The organism is Promicromonospora umidemergens, from assembly GCF_024171995.1.
Lineage (GTDB): Bacteria > Actinomycetota > Actinomycetes > Actinomycetales > Cellulomonadaceae > Promicromonospora > Promicromonospora umidemergens.
The window spans coordinates 179511-201952 of the sequence record NZ_JAMTCT010000004.1; the positions used below are offsets into that span (position 1 = coordinate 179511).

At 71.7% G+C, this 22442-nt stretch carries 18 protein-coding genes and 1 riboswitch; of the genes, 7 read left to right on the forward strand and 11 right to left on the reverse strand.

The window, feature by feature from the left end; all coding sequences use genetic code 11:
* Window positions 1-76: 76 nt before the first annotated feature.
* The 5 genes from infB to APR04_RS09220 form a co-directional block, all read right to left on the reverse strand.
* Window positions 77-3091: a translation initiation factor IF-2 gene (gene infB, locus APR04_RS09200; RefSeq protein ID WP_253869431.1), complete on the reverse strand. Its 3015-nt coding sequence runs from the start codon at window positions 3089-3091 to the stop codon at window positions 77-79.
* 177 nt (window positions 3092-3268) lie between these two features.
* Complete coding sequence (locus APR04_RS30445; protein ID WP_308292334.1) at window positions 3269-3616, reverse strand: YlxR family protein; 348 nt, start codon at window positions 3614-3616, stop codon at window positions 3269-3271.
* A gap of 6 nt (window positions 3617-3622) precedes the next feature.
* On the reverse strand, window positions 3623-4672 hold the full coding sequence (nusA, locus tag APR04_RS09210) for a transcription termination factor NusA (protein WP_253869433.1): 1050 nt from the start codon (window positions 4670-4672) through the stop codon (window positions 3623-3625).
* Between the two features lies 1 nt (window position 4673).
* Window positions 4674-5267 carry a ribosome maturation factor RimP gene (rimP, locus tag APR04_RS09215; RefSeq protein ID WP_253869434.1) on the reverse strand — a complete coding sequence of 198 codons (594 nt, stop codon included), beginning with the start codon at window positions 5265-5267 and terminating at the stop codon, window positions 4674-4676.
* A gap of 107 nt (window positions 5268-5374) precedes the next feature.
* A complete protein-coding gene (locus tag APR04_RS09220) occupies window positions 5375-5542 on the reverse strand; it encodes a hypothetical protein (RefSeq protein WP_253869435.1) in 168 nt (55 codons plus the stop codon).
* Window positions 5543-5558: 16 nt separating this feature from the next.
* On the opposite strand from APR04_RS09220, the gene APR04_RS09225 reads away from it, so the two are divergent.
* The gene (locus APR04_RS09225) at window positions 5559-6515 is read left to right on the forward strand and encodes a DUF4439 domain-containing protein (protein ID WP_253869436.1); all 957 of its coding nucleotides are present in this window, start codon (window positions 5559-5561) and stop codon (window positions 6513-6515) included.
* Window positions 6516-6617: 102 nt separating this feature from the next.
* On the opposite strand, the gene APR04_RS09230 is transcribed toward APR04_RS09225, so the two are convergent.
* Entirely contained in the window at window positions 6618-8444 is a 1827-nt protein-coding gene (locus APR04_RS09230; protein ID WP_253869437.1) for a proline--tRNA ligase, read from the reverse strand.
* 466 nt (window positions 8445-8910) lie between these two features.
* Between APR04_RS09230 and APR04_RS09235 the strand changes: the two genes are divergently transcribed.
* From APR04_RS09235 to APR04_RS09250, 4 genes are all read left to right on the forward strand, one after another.
* Complete coding sequence (locus APR04_RS09235) at window positions 8911-9852, forward strand: DNA-formamidopyrimidine glycosylase family protein (protein ID WP_253869438.1); 942 nt, start codon at window positions 8911-8913, stop codon at window positions 9850-9852.
* Window positions 9853-9919: 67 nt separating this feature from the next.
* On the forward strand, window positions 9920-10264 hold the full coding sequence (locus tag APR04_RS09240) for a type II toxin-antitoxin system RelE/ParE family toxin (RefSeq protein WP_253869439.1): 345 nt from the start codon (window positions 9920-9922) through the stop codon (window positions 10262-10264).
* Window positions 10265-10269: 5 nt separating this feature from the next.
* Window positions 10270-10599: a helix-turn-helix domain-containing protein gene (locus APR04_RS09245; protein WP_253869704.1), complete on the forward strand. Its 330-nt coding sequence runs from the start codon at window positions 10270-10272 to the stop codon at window positions 10597-10599.
* Window positions 10600-10916: 317 nt separating this feature from the next.
* Window positions 10917-12017: an IS110 family RNA-guided transposase gene (locus APR04_RS09250; RefSeq protein WP_253869440.1), complete on the forward strand. Its 1101-nt coding sequence runs from the start codon at window positions 10917-10919 to the stop codon at window positions 12015-12017.
* Between the two features lie 308 nt (window positions 12018-12325).
* Here APR04_RS09250 and APR04_RS09255 read toward each other — a convergent pair whose 3' ends face one another.
* The 3 genes from APR04_RS09255 to APR04_RS09265 all read right to left on the reverse strand — a co-directional run bounded on the left by APR04_RS09255 (window position 12326) and on the right by APR04_RS09265 (window position 15886).
* On the reverse strand, window positions 12326-13288 hold the full coding sequence (locus APR04_RS09255) for a GNAT family N-acetyltransferase (protein ID WP_253869441.1): 963 nt from the start codon (window positions 13286-13288) through the stop codon (window positions 12326-12328).
* A gap of 60 nt (window positions 13289-13348) precedes the next feature.
* Window positions 13349-14491, reverse strand: coding sequence for a flavodoxin-dependent (E)-4-hydroxy-3-methylbut-2-enyl-diphosphate synthase (ispG, locus tag APR04_RS09260; protein ID WP_253869706.1), 1143 nt, complete (start codon window positions 14489-14491; stop codon window positions 13349-13351).
* Window positions 14492-14563: 72 nt separating this feature from the next.
* Complete coding sequence (locus APR04_RS09265; protein ID WP_308292335.1) at window positions 14564-15886, reverse strand: M50 family metallopeptidase; 1323 nt, start codon at window positions 15884-15886, stop codon at window positions 14564-14566.
* Between the two features lie 139 nt (window positions 15887-16025).
* Between APR04_RS09265 and APR04_RS09270 the strand changes: the two genes are divergently transcribed.
* Both APR04_RS09270 and thiD read left to right on the forward strand, forming a co-directional pair.
* Window positions 16026-18332 carry a hypothetical protein gene (locus tag APR04_RS09270; RefSeq protein ID WP_253869442.1) on the forward strand — a complete coding sequence of 769 codons (2307 nt, stop codon included), beginning with the start codon at window positions 16026-16028 and terminating at the stop codon, window positions 18330-18332.
* A gap of 28 nt (window positions 18333-18360) precedes the next feature.
* Window positions 18361-18457, forward strand: a riboswitch (TPP riboswitch).
* Window positions 18447-19343 carry a bifunctional hydroxymethylpyrimidine kinase/phosphomethylpyrimidine kinase gene (thiD, locus tag APR04_RS09275; RefSeq protein WP_253869443.1) on the forward strand — a complete coding sequence of 299 codons (897 nt, stop codon included), beginning with the start codon at window positions 18447-18449 and terminating at the stop codon, window positions 19341-19343. Its footprint overlaps the riboswitch before it by 11 nt.
* 101 nt (window positions 19344-19444) lie before the next feature.
* On the opposite strand, the gene dxr is transcribed toward thiD, so the two are convergent.
* Window positions 19445-20614: a 1-deoxy-D-xylulose-5-phosphate reductoisomerase gene (dxr, locus tag APR04_RS09280; RefSeq protein ID WP_253869444.1), complete on the reverse strand. Its 1170-nt coding sequence runs from the start codon at window positions 20612-20614 to the stop codon at window positions 19445-19447.
* Window positions 20615-20627: 13 nt separating this feature from the next.
* Window positions 20628-22427, reverse strand: coding sequence for a RyR domain-containing protein (locus APR04_RS09285; protein WP_253869445.1), 1800 nt, complete (start codon window positions 22425-22427; stop codon window positions 20628-20630).
* Window positions 22428-22442: the final 15 nt, after the last annotated feature.

A 22442-nucleotide genomic window follows, 5' to 3' on the forward strand; every position in this document is an offset into this window, starting at 1 on the left:
AGCGTGAGTGCGGGGCATCCGCCCGGTCCGGACGAGCCGGCCGGGCGGACACCCCGCACTCAATGAGCCATCAGCGTCAGACGCGCGGCTTCTCGCGCATCTCGAACGTCTCGATGGTGTCGCCCTCGTTGACGTCGTTGAACGACCCGAGACCGATACCGCACTCGAAGCCCTCGCGGACCTCGGTGACGTCGTCCTTCTCGCGACGCAGCGACTCGATGGTGAGGTTGTCCCCCACGACCGTCCCGTTGCGGAGCACACGCGCCTTCGAGTTGCGGCGGATGCTGCCCGAACGAACCATCGAACCGGCGATGTTCCCGAACTTCGAGGAACGGAAGACCTGACGGATCTCCGCGGATCCGAGCTGGACCTCCTCGTACTCCGGCTTGAGCATGCCCTTGAGGGCTGCTTCGACGTCCTCGATCGCCTGGTAGATGACCGAGTAGAACTTGACGTCGACGCCTTCGCGCTCCGCCAGCTCCTCGACGCGCTCGCCGTACTTCACGTTGAAGCCGATGATCACGGCGCTGTCGACCGTGGCAAGGTTGACGTCGTTCTGCGTGATGGCACCCACACCGCGGTGGATGACACGCAGCTCGACCTCCTCGCCCACATCGATCTTGAGCAGCGCGTCCTCCAGTGCCTCGACGGCACCGGACACGTCGCCCTTGAGGATGAGGTTGAGGCTCTCGACCTTGCCCTTCTTGAGCTCGACGTCGAAGTCCTCGAGGCTGATCCGCTTGCGACGCTTGGCCAGCGTCGCTGCACGCTCTGCCGCCTGGCGCTTCTCGGCGATCTGACGGGCGGTCCGGTCGTCCGGCGCCACGAGGAACGTGTCGCCGGCACCCGGGACGCTGGTCAGACCCAGCACCTGGACGGGGCGGGCCGGGGTGGCCGCCTCGACCGAGTTGCCGTGCTCGTCGAACATCGCACGGACGCGGCCGTAGGCCGTTCCGGCGACGATCGCGTCACCCACGTGCAACGTGCCCGACTGGACCAGCACGGTCGCGACCGGGCCACGGCCCTTGTCGAGGTTCGCCTCGATGGCCACGCCGCGCGCGTCCTTCGACGGGTTGGCGCGCAGGTCCAGGGCAGCGTCTGCGGTCAGCAGGACTGCCTCGACCAGGCCGTCGATGCCGATGCCCGGCTTCGCGGCGACGTCGACGAACATCGTGTCGCCGCCGTACTCCTCAGCCACCAGGTTGTACTCGGTGAGCTGCTGACGCACCTTCGCCGGGTTCGCACCCTCGACGTCGATCTTGTTGACCGCGACCACGATCGGCACACCTGCAGCCTGCGCGTGGTTCACCGCCTCGACCGTCTGGGGCATCACACCGTCGTCGGCCGCGACCACGAGGATCGCGATGTCGGTCACCTGCGCACCACGGGCACGCATAGCGGTGAAGGCCTCGTGACCCGGGGTGTCGATGAACGTGATCGCACGCTCGGTGCCCTCGTGCTCGTGCGTGATCTGGTACGCACCGATGTGCTGCGTGATCCCGCCGTGCTCGCCTGCCACCACGTCCGACTTGCGGATCGCGTCCAGCAGCTTGGTCTTACCGTGGTCGACGTGACCCATGACGGTCACGACCGGCGGACGTGCGGCCAGGTCCTCGTCGGACTCGTCGGCCTCCTCGGCACGCAGGTCGATGTCGAAGGCCCCGAGCAGCTCGCGGTCCTCCTCCTCGGCCGAGACCATCTCGATCTGGTAGCCGAGCTCGGTGGCCAGCGTGGTGAACGTGTCCTCGTCGAGCGACTGCGTGGCCGTGGCCATCTCGCCCAGGTGGAACAGCACGGTCACGAGCGCCGCGGGGTTCGCGTCGATCTTGTCCGCGAAGTCGTTCAGCGAGGCGCCGTGACGCAGCCGGACAGTGGTGGTGCCGTTGCCGCGGGGAACCTGCACGCCACCGAGCGACGGGGCCTGCATGGCCTCGAACTCCTGGCGCTTCGCCCGCCTCGACTTACGCCCACGGACCGGCTTGCCGCCGGCGCGCCCGAAGGCACCCTGCGTCGCACCACGACCGCCGGCACCGCGACGCGGGCCGCTGAAGCCGCCACCGCCACCGGGACGACCCGGAGCGCCTGCACCGGCGCCACCGGCGCCGGGACGACCGCCACCGCCGCCACCCGGACGACCACGACCGCCACCCGGAGCCGGGCGGTCGCCCGGACGCGGCATGGAGGTCTTGCCCGGCATCATGCCGGGGTTCGGGCGCGGACCGCCGCCACCGGTGCCACCGGGACGGGGAGCCGAAGGACGGGGACCACCCGGGCGGGGACCGCCCGAGCGCTCGCCGCTGGGAGCCTCGGTGCGCTCGGGACGCTGCCCCGGACGGGGCATGCCCTGGCTGGTCGCGAACGGGTTGTTGCCCGGACGCGGGTTACCACCGGCGGGACGATCGCTGGTGCCTGCACCCGCACCGGCGCCGGCACCGGCACCTGCACCCGGGCGGCCACCGCGGCTACCGGGCCGGGGCATGCCCTGGCTGGTCGCGAACGGGTTGTTGCCCGGACGCGGGTTGCCGCCACCGGGGCGGCCACCACGGCCGCCGTCCCGGCCCGGACGCGCGCCGGAGGGCGCTGCGGGCGGTTTGGGCGCACCGGGCTTGGGTGCCGCGGCAGGCTTCGGCGCACCGGGCTTGGGGCCTGCGGCAGGCCTGGCGGACGCCGCAGGCGCCGCCGGGGACTCGTCGGCTGCCGGAGCCGGAGCCGGGGCGGGTGCCGCCGGCGCGGGGCTCGGTGCCGGGGCCGGGCTCGGAGCCGGGGCGGGCGCCGGAGTGGGCGCGGCCTCGGCCTCGGGCTTCCTCGGTGCCGGCGCGGGGGCCGGTGCCGGGGTCGGCTCGACCGGCTTCTGGGCCGCGGGCTTCGCGGCCGGCTTGGGCGCGCTGTTCGCGGGCCTGGCCGCTGCACCCTTGTCGGACGAGCCGCCGCCACCGGCGGGGAACTTGTCGCGCATGCGCCGCACGACGGGCGGCTCGAGCGTCGACGACGCCGAGCGAACGTATTCGCCTGCCGACTTCAACTCGGCCAGCAGGGCCTTGCTTTCCACTCCGAGCTCCTTAGCGAGCTCGTAGACGCGGACCTTTGCCACAACTCTCCTGTCTCGGTCCGTCCCAAGACAGGGAGGACCACCGTTAGTACTGAGTACTCATCGCTGGGGACTCATCGGGTGCCCATCGGCTTCTGACCCGCTTCCTTGTCGACGAATCGCTTGGTTCGGCCGGACGCACGGTTGCGCCCGGTCGGGACAGTCCTGCGGCCCTCGCACTCACTGGCCAAGATGTGCTCGTACCTCACCGAGGTCGAGGGGCCCGTCGACGCGCAGTGCGCGTGGTACGGCCCTGCGACGCTCGGCGAGCTCCAGGCACCGCGGCTCCGGGTGAACCCAGGCACCGCGACCCGGCAAGCAGGCACGGACGTCGACGACGATGCGCCGTGCACCTGCCACGGCGTCACCATGCATCGAGTCGTCCAGCACCAGACGCAGGAGTGCAGACCGCTGGTCGCGCCCCCGACATCCGACGCACGTGCGCACCGGACCCTTGACGGGCGGAACGGGGTATGTCGAAGGACGGGCACGTGGCCCAGACTCAGACAGTCTACCGCGCCGACCCACCGGGCGTTACCGACCGCCCTGTGCGCCGGCAGCCGTGCCACCTGTGTCGGAGTCGGCAGCCTCGTCGGAACGGATGTCGATGCGCCAACCTGTCAGCTTCGCGGCGAGACGGGCGTTCTGCCCCTCTTTTCCGATCGCGAGGGACAGCTGGTAGTCGGGCACGATGGCGCGCGCGGCACGCATGTCGGCGTCAACCACTGTGACAGATGACACACGTGCGGGCGACAGAGCGCTCGACACGAACGCGGCGGGATCGTCGCTGTGGTCGACGATGTCGATCTTCTCGCCGGCCAGCTCGGCCATCACCGCCCGCACGCGGGCGCCCATCGGGCCGATGCAGGCGCCCTTGGCGTTCAGCCCGGCCACCCGGGTGCGGACCGCCATCTTGGTGCGGTGCCCCGCCTCGCGGGCGATGGCGGTGATCTCCACCGACCCGTCGGCGATCTCCGGGACCTCGAGCTCGAAGAGCTTGCGCACCAGGTTCGGGTGCGTACGGCTCAGCGTGATCTGGGGGCCCTTCATCCCGCGGCTGACCTCGACCACGTAGGCACGCAGCCGCTCGCCGTGCACGTACTCCTCGGTCGGCACCTGCTCGTGCGGCGGCAGCACCGCCTCGGTGCCACCCACGTCCACGAGGACCATGCGCGGGTCCCGGCCCTGCTGGACGACGCCGGCGAGCACCTCGCCCTCCTTGCCGCGGAACGTGCCGAGCACCTGGTCGTCCTCGGCGTCACGCAGCCGCTGCACGATCACCTGGCGGGCGGTGGCCGTGGCGATGCGGCCGAAGTCCTGCGGCGTGTCGTCGAACTCGGGCCCGAACTCCACGGCGGGGCGCGCCTCGGGGTCGTCGGGGTCCGTGGCGACGGGCAGCTCCTCGCGCGCCCACACCGTCACGTGGCCCGACGAGCGGTCCACCTCGACGCGGGCCCGGTTGTAGGCGTCCGGGGTGCGGTGGTAGGCCGAGAGGAGCGCCTGCTCGATGGCCGCGACGAGGACGTCCAGGCTGAGGTCCCTCTCCCGCTCCAGCATCCGCAGGGTGGTCATGTCGATGTCCATGTCAGCCTTCCTCGTTGCGGCCGGGGGAACCCTCGGTCGCGTTGTCCGAACCAGCACCGTCCGAGTCGTCGTCGGTGTCTCCATCTGCACTCTCGCCCAGTTCACCCGCCTCGGCATCCTGGGCGTCGTCGAGCCGTTTGAGCTCTACCTCGACCTTGCCCCGGCGGACGTCGCCCACCGGGATCCGCCTGTCGCCGTCGAGCACCAGGGCGTCGCCGTCGCCGTCCGAGAGCACGTCGGTCAACCGGCCCTCGACGCGGCTGCCGTCCATCATCTTCAGCGTCACCAGCCGGGTCCGGGCGCGCTTGAAGTGCCGCAGCTCGGTCAGCGGCCGGGAGGTCCCCGGCGTCGAGGTCTCCAGCGTGTAGGCGCCGGCGACGACGTCGTCCTCGTCCAGAGCCGCCGAGATGGCACGCGCGACCTCGCCGAGCGCGTCGGAGTCCAGGCTACCCACGGCGTCGGCCGGCAGGTCGACGGTGATCCGCACCACCGACTTGCCGCCCGCCTGGACGACGGTCACCTCCTCGAGGTGCAGCCCCGCGGCCTCGACCACCGGTCCTACCACCTCGCGGACCGCATCCGCCTGCTGTGTCATCGATTGCCTCCCGTCGGCTCCCCCACGTGCGGGGGCACGGTTCGAGCCGGAACGGTTCGACCGATGTGCTGTTGTTGTCCACGGCTAGCGTAACGAAGCGCCGGGCCTCAGCACTTCGCGTAGAACGTGACGTCCGTGACCAGACCTCTGTCTGTCGGGGCACGAATCGGCCGCTGGAACATGGCATCATCGGCCACGATGAACCCCAACGGCCCGAGGGCCAGCACCAGAAGCCGGTCGGCCCTGACTGCGCTGGCCTTGACCTGCGCGATCATTCTCTCAGGTTGCGGCGTGCGGCTCGAGACGCCGCCACCCACCGAGCCGGTACCCGACGCCGCGGAGGTCGTACGGCGCACCGCCGTCGCCGACGCCCTGCTGGTCGCCGACCAGGCCGACGGTGCCGCCGCGGCCGACGGGGTCAGGCCCGACGTCGCGGCCGAGCTCGAGCTCATCGCCGAGGCCACGACCTTGCAGGCACAGCAGCTCGGTGGCGAGTACGACTCCGGACTCGGCGACCTCGTCGCCGAGGACGCCCGGGCCTCCCCCTCTGCGACCACGCCGGAGGAGACGCCCCGGGCGGTCGTCAGGTCGTTGCGCGACGCAGCCACCCGCACCCGGGCCGCCGCCGACCAGGCGCACGCCGGCCCGCTCGGCCGCCTGCTCGGCTCCATCTCCGCCGCGCAGACGCTGTACGCAGGGGACCTCGCGCGCCTGGCAGGCGGACGCGGCCCAGCGCTCCCCCCGACCGAGATTCCCGAGCCCGCCGAGTCCGGTGCTGAACCGAGCGACGCCTCGGCGACCCCGGCGTCCGCCGAGACGGGTCCGGCAGCCGCACCCACGGGTCTGTCGGCGGAGGAGCTCGACGTCCTGGTCCTGGCCGAGGACTCGGCGGCGTACGCCCTTGAGGTGCGGGCGGCACAGGCTGACGGCGAGGTCCGCACCCGGGCCCACGACCGTGCCAGGCTGCACCGCGCCCGAGCCCAGGCCTGGGCGGTCCTGGCTGGTACCGACGGGACCGACCAGGACCCACGTCGCGTCGCCTACGCGCTCCGCGACCCGGACACGGCGACGCCGGACCTGGCCCGCGGGCTCGAGGAAGACCTCGCGCAGAACTACGCGACCCTGATCGGCATCGCGGAACCGGGTACGCGCGCCGTCCTGGTCGCGCTCCTGACCGACACCACCCTGGCCGCCACCCAGTGGGGCGCCCCTGCGGTCCCGTTCCCCGGCCTGCCGGAACGCGCCTGACCACCCGTTGGTCGCCCGTTGGTCGTGGGCGTGATCCTTGCGCCTAGGTGTCCGTCCTTGGCTCGATGATCACGCCCACGGCCACGCCCGCCAGGGCCGTGGTCAGGCGAGGAGGGCCGCCACCTTCTCGGCGACCGCGTCCACGACGTCGGCCAGCGGGAGCTGCTCCGCCTCGCCGGCGCGCGGCCGGACCTCGACCACGCCGTCGGCCAGGCCCTTGCCCACCACGACGACCAGCGGTGCGCCGAGCAGCTCGGCGTCCTTGGACTTCACGCCCATCGAGACCTTGGTGGGCCGGTCGTCGTAGAGCACCTCGACGCCACGGCCCGCGAGGTCCGTGGCGATGGACTCGGCGGCCTCGTACACCTCGGTGCCCTTGCCGGTGGCGATCAGGTACACGTGCACCGGGGCGATCTGCGCGGGCCAGGCCAGGCCCCGCTCGTCGTGGTTGGCCTCGGCGAGCGCCGCGAGCGCCCGGGTGACGCCGACGCCGTAGGAGCCCATGGTGACGACTGCCTGCTTGCCGTTCTCGTCGAGCACGACCAGGCCCAGAGCCTCGGCATACTTACGGCCGAGCTGGAAGATGTGGCCCATCTCGATGCCCCGAGCGAGCTCCAGGGGGCCGGAGCCGTCGGGAGCCGGGTCACCGGCGCGCACCTCGGCGGCCTCGACGGTGCCGTCCGCGGTGAAGTCCCGGCCGGCGACGAGGTCGAAGACGTGCTTGCCGGGCTCGTTGGCGCCGGTGATCCAACGGGTGCCGGGCACCACGCGGGGGTCGAGGAGATAGCGGACCGCTGGGACCTTCTCGCCGTCGGGCCCCTCGACCTGCTCGCCCTGGGGGCCGAGCGCCTGCGGGCCGATGTAGCCCTTGACCAACGCGGGGAACTTCTTGAAGTCCTCCTCGGTCGCGGCCTCCGGCTCGGCCGGGCTGAGCGCGGCCTCGATGCGCTTGAGGTCGACCTCGCGGTCACCCGGCAGGCCGACCACCACGAGCTCGCGGGTGCCGTCGGGCTGGACCAGGGCGAGCACCACGTTCTTCAGGGTGTCGGCGGCGGTCCAGGGCCGGTCGGGGCGCGGGAACTTCTCGTTCGCTACCGCGACGAGGGTGGCGATGGTGGGCGTGTCGGGGGTGTCCTCGACGTGCGCGGCGGGGGCGTCGTCGTACGGGATCGCCTCGGGGACGGGCGTGACCACTGCCTCGACGTTGGCGGCGTAGCCGCCGGGCGAACGCACGAACGTGTCCTCGCCGATCGCGGAGGGGCTCAGGAACTCCTCGGAGCGGGACCCGCCCATGGCGCCGGACATGGCTGACACGATCACGTAGTCCAGGCCGAGGCGCTGGAAGATCTTCTCGTACGCCTCACGGTGCTTCTGGTAGCTGACCTCGAGGCCCTCGTCCTTGACGTCGAACGAGTACGAGTCCTTCATGATGAACTCGCGACCGCGGATCAGGCCCGCGCGGGGGCGTGCCTCGTCGCGGTACTTGGTCTGGATCTGGAACAGGATGACCGGCAGGTCCTTGTACGAGGAGTACAGGTCCTTGACCAGGAGCGCGAACATCTCCTCGTGCGTGGGTGCGAGGAGGTAGTCGCCGCCCTTGCGGTCCTTCAGGCGGAACAGGCCGGCGCCGTACTCCTCCCAGCGGCCGGTGGCCTCGTAGGGCTCCCGCGGCAGCAGTGCCGGAAAGTGCACCTCCTGGCCACCGATGGCAACCATCTCCTCGCGGACGATCGCCTCGATCTTGGCCAGCACGCGCAGGCCGAGCGGCAGCCACGAGTAGATCCCCGGGGCGGCACGGCGGATGTACCCGGCCCGCACGAGGAGCTTGTGGCTGGCGACCTCGGCCTCGGCCGGGTCCTCGCGCAGGGTACGGACGAAGAGGGACGACATGCGGAGCACGTCGCCCTGGATGAGGCGTGCGGAAGACATGGGGCACAGCCTATCCGCGAGGGCCGTCGCGGCTCGCCGGAATTGCCGAACCGCAACGTACCCACCTGTCGGGGGCGCCGATCCGCAAGATTCGCGTCTCCGAGGTTGCCGAACCCCACGTTCCACGTCCACCGAGGTGCCGAACCGCACGTTCCACGTCTCCGAAGGTGCCCAACCGCACCTTCCACGTCCACCGAGGCGCCCAACCGCAAGCTCCGCGTCTCCGAGGACGGCGATGGACCTACAACCCGCGGTTCGTCGATCTGATTGACGTCTAACCTTCGGCTCGGCCCGTCCAGAGGACCAGGAGGACACACAAGTTGCGGTTCGACCCGTCCAGAAGACCAGAACGACTCAAAAGTTGCGGTTCGATCCCGCTCGGAGGGAGCAGGAACACGCGCAGGTTGCGGTTCGGCCCAGCTTCCCAGGTCTTGCCCCGCTCGCGAAAGACTCGCAGGATGATCCCATGCCGGAGCTGCCCGAGGTCGCCGCGCTCGCCGACTTCCTGCGCGCACGGACCTCGGGGCGCACCATCGCCGCCGTCGAGGTCGGTTCGATCGCCGCGCTCAAGACATTCGACCCACCGACCGACGCTCTCGCCGGGGGCGAGGTGACCGGCGTCGCCCGGCACGGCAAGTGGCTGGACGTGGCGGTCTCGCCGGCACCCAGCGGCACCGCACCCAGCGGCAAGGTGCCCGGCGCCGCCCCCCTCCACCTGGTCTTCCATCTCTCGCGGGGTGGGTGGGTGCGCTGGTCGGACGCGCTGTCCACCAAGCCGGTACGGCCGTCTCTCGGCGGCTCCGGCCGGGGCGCGGTCCTCGCGCTGCGCATGCGGCTCGACGACGGCTCCGGGTTCGACCTGACCGAGGCGGGAACCCGCAAGCGGCTGGCGGTGCACGTGGTCCGCGACCCTACCGAGATCGACATGATCGCGTCCCTCGGCATCGACCCGCTGTCCCCCGAGTTCACCACGCAGGCGCTGGCCGACCTGCTGTCCGCGAAGAACCAGCAGGTCAAAGGTCTGCTGCGGGAGCAGCGCGCCATCGCAGGCATCGGCAACGCGTACAGCGACGAGATCCTGCTCGTCGGCCGGTTCAGCCCGTACAAGCTGACGGGCTCGTTCACGCCGGAGGAGACGGCCAGGCTGCACACGGCGATCGGCGACGTGCTCGCGGAGGCGATCGCGGCGGCGTCGGGCAAGCCGGCCAAGGAGCTCAAGGACGCCAAGCGTGGCGGCATGCGTGTGCACGGCCGGGCGGGCCTGCCGTGCCCGGGCTGGGACGGGACGCCGTGCGGCGACGTCGTGCACGAGGTGTCGTTCGCCGACCGGAGCATGCAGTACTGCCCCACGTGCCAGACGGGCGGCAAGCCTCTGGCGGACCGCCGGATGTCCAAGCTCCTGCGGTGATGCACGCGCCTCACTCGCCAAGTGCCCTGCGCGCGCGATAACATAGCATCAACGCTATGTTGCCTAGATGACATGGCAGATCGAGTTCTCCGACGAGGTGGCGGACTGGTATGGGGAGTTGACGGTGCGGGGCATGGCACAGGCAGACCGCGTCATCGGCATGCTTGCGCAGCGCGGAAATCTGCTGCGCATGCCCCAGTCCCGAGCGCTCGGGGACGGGCTCTTCGAGCTTCGGTTCACCTGTGAAGACGTGGCTCGGAGAATCACCTACACCTTCGAACCGGATCGGAAGGTCTTCACGCTGACGACCTTCCGCAAACAGCGCCAGAACGAGCAGCGCGAGGTCGACCGGGCGAGAAGATCACTGCGCGAGCGACGAGACAGACTGCCGGACCCGAGGATCAAGGGGTGAGCACGATGACGAACCGTACGTGGAACCAGCTGCGAGCCGATCGCATGGCTCAGATGACTCAGGCCGAGAAGCGCGCCTATCGCGAGGCGCACGACGAGGCGGGGCTGGCTCACGATCTGGCGGCACTCGTCTATGACGCGCGCGTGGCGGCCGGGGTAACGCAGACCGAGCTCGCTCGGCGCATGGGCACCCACCAGAGTGTGATCGCTCGCCTCGAGAACGGTGGCGGCGTTCCGTCGATCCCCACGCTCGACAGGCTGGCACGCGCGCTGGGAATGCATCTCCAGATCGCGGTCAGCGACGGGGAGCAGGGCCCCGCGATAATCGCCGGCTGAGCCGGCGAGCGTTCGCTCAGACGGTATGAGGAGCGGCTCGGCGTTGGTTGGGTCGGGATCCCGCCGCTGGGTGTTGATGGTGGCGGTGACGGCGAGAGCGTCAAGGCCCTGCGGCCCCTACGGGATGGCCTGCGGCCAGCCTTGACACCCTGTCCATCACCGCGGGTCGGCCTAGAGGCGGCGGGATCCCGGGCCTGTGCGGAGTGTCCCGGCCGGCCAGGTGCCTGGTCAGCAGGAGCCTCCGCGGCGCATGGTCGTGAGATACCGCCGACACCATCCGGGGCGCCGACGGACGTCACAGTCGTCGGGAGGCTCCTGTGTCTACCAACAATATCCCCGCCGCGCGTGAGCGGTGGTCCGTGGGCTTGGATGTCCACGCTCGTTCGATCAGCGCGTGCGCGCTGGACCTGACCACCGGTGAGTTGATCACCGCTCGTCTTGCCGGTGACACGAGCGGTGCCCTGCAGTTCGTCCGGGAGCTTCCCGGAACGACGGCGGTGGCCTACGAGGCTGGACCCACCGGCTACGGCCTGGCTCGCGACCTGGATTCCGCCCAGATCCGGTGCGTGGTCGCCGCGCCGTCCAAGATCGCCCGACCGGCTGGGGACCGCGTCAAGACCGACAAGCGTGACGCGACGCTCCTCGCCCGGCGGCTGGCAGCCGGGGACCTGGTCGCCGTCCGGGTACCGACCCCCACCGAGGAAGCCGCCCGGGACCTGACCCGCGCCCACGAAGACGCCCGCACGGACCTGATGACCGCCCGCCACAGGGCCTCCAAACTACTGCTGCGTCACGGGATCCTCTGGTCCGGCGGGAGCGCCTGGGGCAGGGAGCACCACGCCTGGCTCGCCCACATCCACCTGGACCAGAGCGCCGCCCAGGACGCGTTCGACGACGCCCACCAAGAGGTCCTGCTGCTGGAAGCCCGCAAGAAGAACCTCGTGGACAAGATCAACCTGCTCGCGGCCAACAGCGAGTTCACCGGTGTCGTGGCCGCGCTGGGCTGCCTACGCGGGATCGCGACCGTGACCGCGATGTCTCTCGCGGTCGAGATGGGTGACTGGGACCGGTTCACCGGCTCCTCGATCGGCGCCTACCTCGGCCTGACCCCCACCGAGCACTCTTCGGGCAGTTCGCGCCACCTCGGACCGATCACGAAGGCTGGCAACCCCCACGCCCGTCTCCTGCTCGTCGAGGCCGCCTGGCACCACCGCCCCTCCTACCGAGTCGGGGCCACCCTCCAGGCCCGCCTCAACGCCGCCACGACCGCTCAGGCCGCACGCGGCCACGAAGGAAACCTGCGCCTGCACCGCCGATGGGCCCACTTCACACGTGAACACAAACGCACCACGGTCGCGAACGTCGCGATCGCCCGAGAGCTCGCCGGATGGTGCTGGTCCCTGGCCACCACCCGGTAACAAAAACCCTGACCCGGCGCCCCCGCCCGTGGGAGCAGCGTGACGGGACGACCCACGACTGTTCTGTGAGCACCAGGCCCCGACCAGGCCAGCCACGCCCGACCTCAGACAAGTGCCAGCCGTCCCAGCCGAAACCACCGTCATGCGGTAACCAACCCGCGCATATCAGACTCGACATCGCGTCGAACACACACGCACCCACCAACGGGCACCAGGCCAGGAACAAAAGGGAAGGCCGCCGACCCGAGCGCCCAGCCCGGGCCGGGCCGACGACCGACCCCTGCCACTTGACAAAACCGCCCTACATATCAGAACAGCACCGTCGCGAACGTGCCGACCTGCTCGAACCCCACGCGCCGGTAGGCGGCGACGGCCCGCTCGTTGTACGCGTTCACGTACAGCGACACCACGGGCGCGATGGACGCGCGCGTCGCGGCGACCACTGCCGCCATGCCCGACTCCGACCAGCCGCGGCCGCGGAACGCCGGCTCCACCCAGACACCCTGGACCTGGGCGACGCCGCCGGCCACCGCCCCGAGCTCGGCCTTGAACGCGACGGCGGGCTGCCCGCCGACGTCGGGCACCACGCGGACGAACGAGCGGCCTTCGGTGATGAGGGACCGCACGCGTTCCGCGTAGGCCGAACCGCCCGTGGCGACCGGCGAGTAGCCGACCTCCTCGGTGAACATGCGCACGCAGGCGGGCAGCACAAGACTCAGCTCGGCGGGCATCGAGCGGCGGACGGTGGGCTCGGGCGGCAGCGAGGGCGCCGTCCCGATGGCCATGGAGGGCTGGTCGGCTCGCACGTCGCGGGCCGGGGGCCAGTGCGGCGACAGTCGCTCCCAGAGTGCCAGCGCGGCCCACTGCTCGCCCACGATCGACGACGACCGCCGGCCGTGGACGCGGGCCATCTCGGCGAACGCCGCGACGGCCTGGGCTCGGCGCCCCGGGTCGGCCAGCGGGATCACCGGCACCAGGTTGGCGCCGGCCCAGCACACCGCCTCGAGCCGTCCGACCTCGGGAAAGCCCCAGGCCTGGCCCGCGGCGGCGCCGAAGCCGGCGCGCGCCGCGATCTCCAGCCGAGCGGTGGCGAGCACGGACGAGACCGGGTCGACGGCGCAGACCGCGAGCGCCTGTGCGAGGTCCGCGCGGGTCAGCGCCCGTGCGACGTCGGCCCGTCCGTCACCCTGCACCCGAATGTCCCGTTCGCCCGGTTGCGGCGACCCGTCGGGGCGCGCTCCGGCAGGTACCGGGGTGCGCCAGCGGGCCATGCTCTGCTCCGTTCGAATCAGACTCTTCGGAAGTTCCTGAGCCTGCTGTTCCGCTCCGGCTCAGCTCACCGAGACGACCGGCGGACCGGCCTGTACATCATTCTCCGGCGAAGGCATCTCATCCGCGATCCGCATCGCCTCTTCGATGAGGGTCTCGACGATCATCGACTCGGGGACGGTCTTGATGACCTCACCGCGCACGAAGATCTGGCCCTTGCCGTTGCCGGAGGCCACACCCAGGTCTGCCTCGCGGGCCTCGCCCGGACCGTTCACGACGCAGCCCATGACGGCGACGCGCAGCGGGACGGTCATGCCTTCGAGGCCTGCGGTCACCTTCTCGGCGAGCGTGTACACGTCCACCTGGGCACGGCCGCAGGACGGGCAGGACACGATCTCGAGCTTGCGGGGGCGCAGGTTGAGGGCCTGCAGGATCTGGTTGCCGACCTTGACCTCCTCCACCGGCGGGGCCGAGAGGGAGACGCGGATCGTGTCGCCGATGCCCTTGCTCAGCAGCGAGCCGAACGCGGTGGCCGACTTGATCGTGCCCTGGAACGCCGGGCCCGCCTCGGTGACGCCGAGGTGCAGGGGCCAGTCGCCACGTTCGGAGAGCAGCTCGTAGGCGCGGACCATGATGACCGGGTCGTTGTGCTTGACCGAGATCTTGAAGTCGTGGAAGTCGTGCTCCTCGAAGAGGCTCGCCTCCCACACCGCGGACTCCACGAGCGCCTCGGGCGTCGCCTTGCCGTACTTCTCGAGGATGCGCTTGTCGAGCGACCCGGCGTTGACGCCGATGCGCAGCGAGACGCCGGCGTCCTTGGCAGCCTGGGCGATCGCGCCCACCTGGTCGTCGAACTTGCGGATGTTGCCGGGGTTCACGCGGACGGCGGCGCAGCCGGCGTCGATCGCCTGGAAGACGTACTTCGGCTGGAAGTGGATGTCCGCGATCACGGGGATCTGGGACTTCTTCGCGATGATCGGCAGCGCCTCGGCGTCGTCGGAGGTCGGGACGGCGACGCGCACGATGTCGCAGCCTGCCGTCGTGAGCTCCGCTATCTGCTGGAGGGTGGCGTTGATGTCGGTGGTGGGCGTGGTGGTCATGGACTGCACGCTCACGGGTGCGTCACCACCTACCTCTACCTTGCCGACCTTGATCTTCCGAGTCTTGCGGCGGGGGGCGAGGACCGGCGGAGGTGCTGCCGGCATGCCGAGGCTGATTGCGCTCACGAGTTCAGTATCCCTGCTTCAGGAGGTGCCAGATGTACATCGTGTCGGGCATCACGTGATCCGCACCGGATCCACCAGGTCCGCCACGATGAGGACGCCACCCACCCCGAGCAGGATGAGGAAGACCACGTAGGCCACGGGTGTCATGCGGGCGACGTCGGCCGGTCCGGGCAGGGCTGCCGACCCGCGCACCCGGGCGAGCGTGCGCTTTCCGCCCTCGTAGAGGGCGTTGACCAGGTGCCCGCCGTCGAGCGGCAGGAGCGGGATCATGTTGAAGGCGAACAGCGCGATGTTGAGGCTCGCGAGCAGGCTCAGGAAGAACATGACACGGTCGAGGATCGCCTCGTCCAGGGCCATGATCTCGCCGCTGATCCGTGCCACGCCCACCATGGACTGCACGGAGTCCTGCGAGCGCTCCTCCGAGGTGAAGGCCTGGGTGGCGGCCTCGGCCACGCGGACAGGGAGCGTCGCCACCATGGTCAGGGTCTGCCAGGTCTGGTCGCCCACGGCGGGCAGGACGCTGGACAGCGGCTGCGGCTCCCGCTCCTGGAGCGGGGAGAAGCCCACGAACCCGCCCTGCGCGACCTTCGGCTCGCCGTCGGCGTCGAGGACCGGTGCGCCCCGCTCGTCCACGACGGGACGATCGGCCGGTGCTGGGGTGACCTCGAGGGTCGTGCGCTCGCCGTCCCGCAGCACCACCACCTCGGACTCGCTCCCGGCGGACTCGTTGATGAGGCCGACGAGCTGCTGCCAGCCGGTCACCTCGGTACCGCCGAAGGTCACGATCTCGTCGCCCGGCTCCAGCCCGGCAGCGACGGCGGGCGCGGCCGGCTGGCCCTCGCAGTCGTCGCCCGAGGCGGTGGACGTGACCGACGCCGGCACGCACTCCGAGAGCTGGGCCACGGTCGTGGACGTGACCATCATGCCGTAGCCCATCAGGATCACGGCCAGGAGGACGGTGGCGATCACGAGGTTCATGAACGGCCCGCCGAACATCACGATCAGCTTCTTGGGCGTCGAGAGGTTGTAGAAGGCTCGGTGCTCCTCGCCGGGACGCACCTCGGCGACCGAGGCGTCGCGGGCGTCGGCGACGAGCTCGCCCCAGAAGCCGGTGCCGCGCCGTGCGCCGGCCGGCGCCGGGGGCATCATGCCCACCAGCCGCACGAACCCGCCCAGCGGGATCGCCTTGATGCCGTACTCCGTCTCCCCCTTGGTCCGCGACCAGAGGGTGGGCCCGAAGCCGACGAAGTACTGGCTCACGCGGACGCCGAACTTCTTGGCCGGGATCATGTGGCCCAGCTCGTGCAGGCCGACGGAGACGATGACGCCCAGCAAGAGGACGAGCACACCAACGATGTGCGGAACGATGCTCACCGGACCGAGAATACGGCACCTTTCCGGACACTCGGAAGGCAGCGCACGCCTCCCCCGCGACGGCCACCCGACGTTCACGTCCTTTCGAGTTCATGGTGTTTCGTTGAAACATTGGTTACTGATCATTAACCTGACGCTCATGTCGGTTTCGTCCATCCCTGTGTCCCGGGACCCGCACCCCCACGGCCCGGCCTCGCTCACGGAGAGCCTCACGTCGATGTTCCAGACCGACGCATGGCCGGCCGCCGACGGCGACTCCCGGGTAGCGAGACAGCTCCGTGAGATCGGCGTCGACGTCAGTGCGATCTGGGCGGCCTCCCGCTGGAACATGGGCGAGGACGGCGAGGCGCCGAACCGCCGCCATCCGCTGCCCGGCGACCCCCGCGGACCGCAGACCGCCGCCACGCTGGCCGCCGTCGTGGCCCGGCCCCGCGCCGCCGCCCTGCTCGGTGTCTACCTGTGGTCGCAGGCGAGCGACGCCCTGCAGTACACCTTCCGGCACGGCCGGATCATCGTCCCGCTCCGCGCCTTCGTCGAGGCCTGGGCGGCGTGCCGCGACCGCGCGCCCGACGACGTCTGCCGAGCAGAGGGCGACGCCGTCGCCGTGCTGCTCCGCACCCTGATCACCCAGATGCACACGTCGGCCGCCCGCAGCGCGGGCGACCTCGGGCGGGTGGCCGACGCCGCGACCCAGGCCGGCCAACGATGCACCGACCTGCTCCGGGCCGCCCGCGCCATCCCCGACCCCGCCTCCCCTTTCCGCCTCGCTCTCGTGCCGCAGGCCGTGACCCGCATCCGGTACTTCCGCGCGCTGGCCGATGCCGCCCGGGCGGCCTCCGACACGCTGGCCGGAGAACCGGCCCGGCTCGCCCCCGCGCTCGACGGCCTGCGCGCCGCCGAGACCGACCGGCACCTCAACTACATCCTGGCCAGCGAGCTCCGCTCCTACCGGATGCACCTGGTAGAGCTGCACCGCAACCTCGGTGCGCCCTGGCTCACCCTCGACCGCCTACGGACCGTCTACATCTACCCGTTCGGGCTGCGGGACATCCGGCCCGCCGCGGCCGTCGCGGCGATCCGCGCCCTCGCCGAGCGCGACGAGCGGCCCCGGCTGCTCGGCGTCCAGGCACTCGCCGTGCGCGGCCGGCTCAAGATGGACGACGTGTGGGCGAGCGTCGACCGGGCAGCGCGCCCGTACGGCGGGGTGTCGCTGTCGATGCCGAACGTGCGGCTGGAGCAGCCGGACGGGTCATTCATCGCCGAGCTGTCCTGCGACGTGCGGTTCACCGAGTTCGGCAACCACTACGTCCGGTTCCGCTACTCGGCCCGCGACCAGTCGCCGCAGCAGGTCCGGGACGCCCGGTTCCGGCTGTCCAACCTGCACGCAGACATCCGGGTGCGCTGGATGACGCCGGACGGGGCGCCCGTCGACGTCGAACACGGCGACGGGCCGCCCCCGGAGCGGCTGTTCGACCTCGCCGACCTCCTCCAGCGCGCCACCGCCGACCTGGTTCGGGAGGGCACGGAGCTCGCCCAGGGACGCGCCCACGTGGTCACCACCGTCTACGAGGCGAGCCGGGGAGTCGGGCCGGCCGCGCCCCCGACGGAGCGCACCCCGGTCAACATGGGCGACGAGCTGCTGGCCGCGTTCGGCTCCCAGGTGCTGCTCCAGCCCGTCCCCTACGGCACCGCCACGCTGTGCGACTGGACGCTGCGCCAGCGCAACCCTGTGCTGCTGGAGGGAGTGCGCCACCTGGGCGACGTCGTGGCGGTGACCACCAACTCGACCACCGTCGCGCTGATCGGCACCGCACACTTCAAGATCTCCCAGTACGGCTCGCTCGCCGAGTTCGTCGTCAGCCTCAACGGGCTGTTCAGCGCGTGGAACGCCACGCTCGCGGACCACCTGCGACTCGTCGCGGCCATGCTCGCGGACCACGACGTGAACAACGGCGCCGACCTCGCGGAGCGCAAGGAGCGGCTCACGCGCGAGCAGCTGCGCCTGCACGAGTTCGCTTCGGAGGTCCGGACCACCCTGACCACCATCACCTCGCCCACGTTCCTCGCCTCCGCATCGGAGTCCAGGATGCTGAACCAGCTGCTGCAGGCGTCGCACTTCGAGCAGCAGGCCGCCGTGGTCACCGAACGGCTGCGCGAGCTGCTGCAGGAGCCCATCGCCGCGCGCCTCGCAGCCTTGGAGCGTCTGCACGGTGACCGGGAGCGGGCCGCCGAGGTGAAGCGCGAGCGCGGGCGCCGTCGGCTGATGGACGGCACGCTCTCGGCCATCACCGTGTTCGCGGGCGTCTACGCCCTGATCGGCACGGTCGAGGTCGCCCTGCAGGCCGAGATGATCGACGGCCCGCAGGCGGTCACCGCGACGTCCCTGGTCACCGCGGGCGCCCTGGTGACGGGGGTCGCGGTGTTCAACTGGACCAGGGGTCGCTGACCCGGGGCCGAACCCGTCTAAGGTGGGCCGAGATGGCGCGGGGCGCCAGGGCGAGAGCCCGGCTGAGATGCACCCGTGAACCTGCTCTAGGTAATTCTAGCGAAGGAACGCCTCATGGGTTCTGGTCCTGCTCTGCCCGACGCCGTCGCGCGCACCCGTCCGCCCGGCCATCCGGTCGTGGCGCTGACGATCGCCGGCTCCGACCCCTCCGGCGGTGCCGGGATACAAGCCGACCTGAAGACCTTCGCGGCACTCGGCGGCTACGGCTGCGCGGTGCTCACGGGGCTGACGGCGCAGTCCACGACCGGAGTGACCCGGGTGCTGCCCGTGCCCGGCGACGTGGTGACCGCACAGCTCGAGACGCTGTTCGCCGACGTGGCGGTGGACGCGGTGAAGATCGGCATGACGACGGACGCCGTCGTCGCCCGGGCGATCGCCGCTGTCCTGCGCGACCTGCGGTCCGCCGGACCCGCGCCGTACGTGGTGCTCGACCCGGTGATGGTCTCGACGTCGGGCCACCGCCTGCTGGAGGCCGACGCCGAGGCGGTGCTGCGCGACGAGCTGCTCCCCCTCGCCGACCTGGTCACGCCGAACCTGCCCGAGGCCGCCGTGCTCCTCGGCGTGGAACCGGCTCGCGACGCGACCGAGGCGGCCGACCAGGCGCGTGCGCTGCTGAAGCTCGGCGCCCGGCTCGCCCTCGTGAAGGGCGGGCACCTCGACTCCGCAGAGTCGGTGGACCACCTCGCGGGACCGGACGGCGTCGTCGCCCTGGCAGCACCGCGGATCGCCACCCGGAACACCCACGGCACCGGCTGCACGCTCAGCTCGGCGTGCGCCGTCGTGCGGCCGCTGCACGACGGGTGGGAACCGGCGGTACGGGCCGCGAAGGACTACCTGACCGAGACGCTCCGGGCGGCGGACGACCTGGTCATCGGCGGCACCGGCACGGCACTCGGACCGTGGAGCGGGCACGGCCCGGTCGATCACGGCTTCGCCCGCACCCTCGGCTGACCGCCCGTGGCTGGGTCCAGATCCCTTCGAGACCTAAGTTTCTTCGCTTTGCGGCGGCTCAAAGCGAAGAAACTTAGGTTTCGAAGGGGATGGCGACGGCGTCAGGCGGACTTCAGGATCTCCTGAGCCCGGGTGCGGGCCCAGGCGTCCGCCTCAAGGACTCCCTCGACCGAGCCCGCGTCGCCGGCGGCCGTCGTCGCGTGCGCCTCCACGACGGCCGCCACCGTGTCGACGATGTCGAGGAACCCGATGCCGCCGTCGTGGAACGCGTCCACGCACACCTCGTTCGCCGCGTTGTAGACCGCCGGGTGGGTCCCGCCCGCCTCGCCGACCTGCCGGGCCAGGCGCACGGCGGGGAAGGCGTCGTCGTCCAGCGGCGCGAACTCCCACGTGGCGGCCTTGGTCCAGTCGATGGCTGCATCGACGTCGGCCAGGCGCTCCGGCCAGGACAGGCCGAGCGCGATCGGCACGAGCATCCGCGGCGGCCCGGCCTGGGCGATGGTGGAGCCGTCGGCGAACTCGACCATCGAGTGGATCATCTGCTGCGGGTGCACCACGACGTCGATCGCGCTGAACGGCAGGTCGAACAGCAGGTGCGCCTCGATCACCTCGAGCCCCTTGTTCACCAGGGTCGCGGAGTTGGTGGTGACCACGCGCCCCATCGAGAAGTTGGGGTGCCGCAGGGCCTGGGCGGGCGTGACGTCGCGCAGCTCGGCCCGCGACATGCCCCGGAACGGCCCGCCGCTGGCGGTCACGACGAGCTTGCGGACCTCGGACGCGGCGCCCGAACGCAGCGACTGCGCGATGGCGGAGTGCTCCGAGTCGACGGGGACGATCTGACCCTCGCGCCGCACCGCCGCCTTGACCAGGGTGCCGCCGACCACCAGCGACTCCTTGTTCGCGAGCGCCAGCGTCGAGCCGGCGGCCAGGGCGGCGAGGGTGGGGCGCAGGCCGACCGACCCGGTGATGCCGTTGAGCACCACGTCGCTCCCCCGGCCGGCCAGCTCGGTCGCGGCGCCGGGCCCGGCGAGCACCTCGACGCCGTCGGCCCCCGCCTCGCGCAGGAGGGTGGTCAGCGCGGGGCGCGCCGCGGCGTCGGCCACGGCGACGGCGCGGACGCCGAGGAGGGCCGCCTGCCGGGCGAGCGCCGGCAGGTCCGATCCCCCTGCGGACAGGGCGTCCACGCGGAACCGGTCGGGGTTGCGCCCGATGACGTCGATGGCCTGTGTACCGATGGAGCCCGTGGAACCGAGGAGGGTGACGCTTCGCATGGGCCTCATCCTGTCAGCCTTCGCTCGGCTGCTCGGTACGGCCCCGGCCGAACATCCGCCAGCCGCGGACCACGCCGCGCGGGTCGGGGACGGCCGCGTCGGCGGCCTCGAAGCCCGCGTGGTCGTCGAGCGGGACGACGTGCAGGCCGAAGTCCGCCAGGATCACCGGGATCGCGCGGATCGCCGCGCGGTCCTTCTCCCGGTCGCGCTCCGACAGGTCGTCCCAGGGGCGCAGGTCCGGGTGCAGACGGCGGACGTCGTCCCGGTCGGGCCCGTACGCCCAGCCGGCGGCGAGCTTGTCCGCCATCCACCGTTCGTGCTCGTCGACGGCCCGCGCGTCCACCACGGGCTCGGGGATCCGGCCGTGCTCGGCGTCGCCGGCGGGCGCGACGGTGCACCCCATCTGGCGCAGCCGGTCAGGGATGGCGCGCACCTGCGCGCGGTTCGCGGCACGGAGGTCGTCGGAGAGGTCGGCCCACGAGACCATGGCGGGGGTGCTCTCCCACGCCACGCCGCGAGCGCGCTGGTTACGCAGGTAAGTGAGGTGGGCGGAGACCGCCATCAGGTCGTAGACGTCGTCGTGCACCAGCGCGCCGGGCGCGGTCGCCCTGCGCAGCAGCGTGCCCGGTTCGACGACGTCGAGCCGCCCGCCGAGATCGTCGAGGATCGCCCCGTCGTGGGTGCCGAACAGCCCGCCGAGCCCGGCGAGCCGGTTGAGCCGGAGCACGACCGCGCCCTCGCCGGCGCGCCAGAGGTCGCTGTCCCGCAGTGCGTGCCGAAGCGCGTCGCCGTCGTCGTCGTGGCACACGTAGACCCGCTGGGGCGCGCCGACGGCCCGCACGTCGGCGAACGTCTCCACCGGGACGAGGCGGCACGCCGCGCGCACACCGGGCCAGCGCGCCCGCAGCGCACGGGCGGCCTCCTGCGCGCCCGGCCCGACCAGGGTCACCGTGAGAGGCTCTCCGCCGGAGGCGATCTCGACGCTCCGCAGGCGCGCGAACGCGACGACGAGCGCCCGGCCGAACGTCCCGTGCCCGACCACCGAGATGTGCGGTGCGGCTCCGCGGGCGACGATCTGGTCCCGCCGGGCCAGGGAACGGGCGACCAGCTCGCCCAGCGTGAAGAAGTCCACCCCCGGCTGGGGGTGGCTCAGGTGGCGGGCCTGCAGGGCGAGCGCCAGCTCCGGGTCGCTGACGTGTGCGTTCAGGCGCAGCCCCGGCAGGTCGGGGTCCCGGTCCGCGCGGTTGGCCACCGCCACCGTGAGCACGTTGACGCCGGGCTCATCGTCCTCGCCCTCGCAGGCGTACAGCACTGCGGCACCGGACACTCCGGCATCGCGCAGCGACTCGGCGTCCCCGGCCGCGGTGCGCGCGACGAGCGCGCCCCGCGCCGCGAGCGCCTCCGCGATGACACCGGCGGCGGGCGTGCGCCCGACGACTATCGCGTGCCCGCGCATCCGGCGGGTGCGCATCAGCACGAACTGGTCGGCGAAGAGGGAGCGCACGGCCTCGAACACGGCGTAGCCGGTGGCGACAGGCGCGAGGAACCGCGCCGTCTGGAGCTGCCAGGGCAGGTCGCCGCCCTCGTTCGTGGCCTCGGCGCCGAGCACGAAGAGCTGGACGGAGTAGTAGACGACGTCCCACGCGGTCGTGCCCCAGGCGAAGTCCGGGGAGGTGCGGTAGATCCAGAAACCCCACAGGCCCAGCCCGAAGGCCACCCCGAACAGCGCGGCGAAGCCCGCGCGCACCCAGGACCGGCGCACCCGCGGCCTTCGAGGTCCATCGCTGGGGACCACCAGCTCCGGTGCCACCATCGCCTGCCTCCCTGT

What these genes read in the sequence shown, in the direction of transcription:
- nusA (WP_253869433.1), bottom strand. Translation starts at nt 4,672, where the DNA reads ATGGACATCGACATGACCACCCTGCGGATGCTGGAGCGGGAGAGGGAC.
- rimP (WP_253869434.1), bottom strand. Translation starts at nt 5,267, where the DNA reads ATGACACAGCAGGCGGATGCGGTCCGCGAGGTGGTAGGACCGGTGGTC.
- APR04_RS09220 (WP_253869435.1), bottom strand. Translation starts at nt 5,542, where the DNA reads ATGATCGCGCAGGTCAAGGCCAGCGCAGTCAGGGCCGACCGGCTTCTG.
- APR04_RS09230 (WP_253869437.1), bottom strand. Translation starts at nt 8,444, where the DNA reads ATGTCTTCCGCACGCCTCATCCAGGGCGACGTGCTCCGCATGTCGTCC.
- APR04_RS09235 (WP_253869438.1), top strand. Translation starts at nt 8,911, where the DNA reads ATGCCGGAGCTGCCCGAGGTCGCCGCGCTCGCCGACTTCCTGCGCGCA.
- APR04_RS09240 (WP_253869439.1), top strand. Translation starts at nt 9,920, where the DNA reads ATGACATGGCAGATCGAGTTCTCCGACGAGGTGGCGGACTGGTATGGG.
- APR04_RS09245 (WP_253869704.1), top strand. Translation starts at nt 10,270, where the DNA reads ATGACGAACCGTACGTGGAACCAGCTGCGAGCCGATCGCATGGCTCAG.
- APR04_RS09255 (WP_253869441.1), bottom strand. Translation starts at nt 13,288, where the DNA reads ATGGCCCGCTGGCGCACCCCGGTACCTGCCGGAGCGCGCCCCGACGGG.
- ispG (WP_253869706.1), bottom strand. Translation starts at nt 14,491, where the DNA reads ATGCCGGCAGCACCTCCGCCGGTCCTCGCCCCCCGCCGCAAGACTCGG.
- APR04_RS09270 (WP_253869442.1), top strand. Translation starts at nt 16,026, where the DNA reads ATGTCGGTTTCGTCCATCCCTGTGTCCCGGGACCCGCACCCCCACGGC.
- thiD (WP_253869443.1), top strand. Translation starts at nt 18,447, where the DNA reads ATGGGTTCTGGTCCTGCTCTGCCCGACGCCGTCGCGCGCACCCGTCCG.
- dxr (WP_253869444.1), bottom strand. Translation starts at nt 20,614, where the DNA reads ATGCGAAGCGTCACCCTCCTCGGTTCCACGGGCTCCATCGGTACACAG.
- APR04_RS09285 (WP_253869445.1), bottom strand. Translation starts at nt 22,427, where the DNA reads ATGGTGGCACCGGAGCTGGTGGTCCCCAGCGATGGACCTCGAAGGCCG.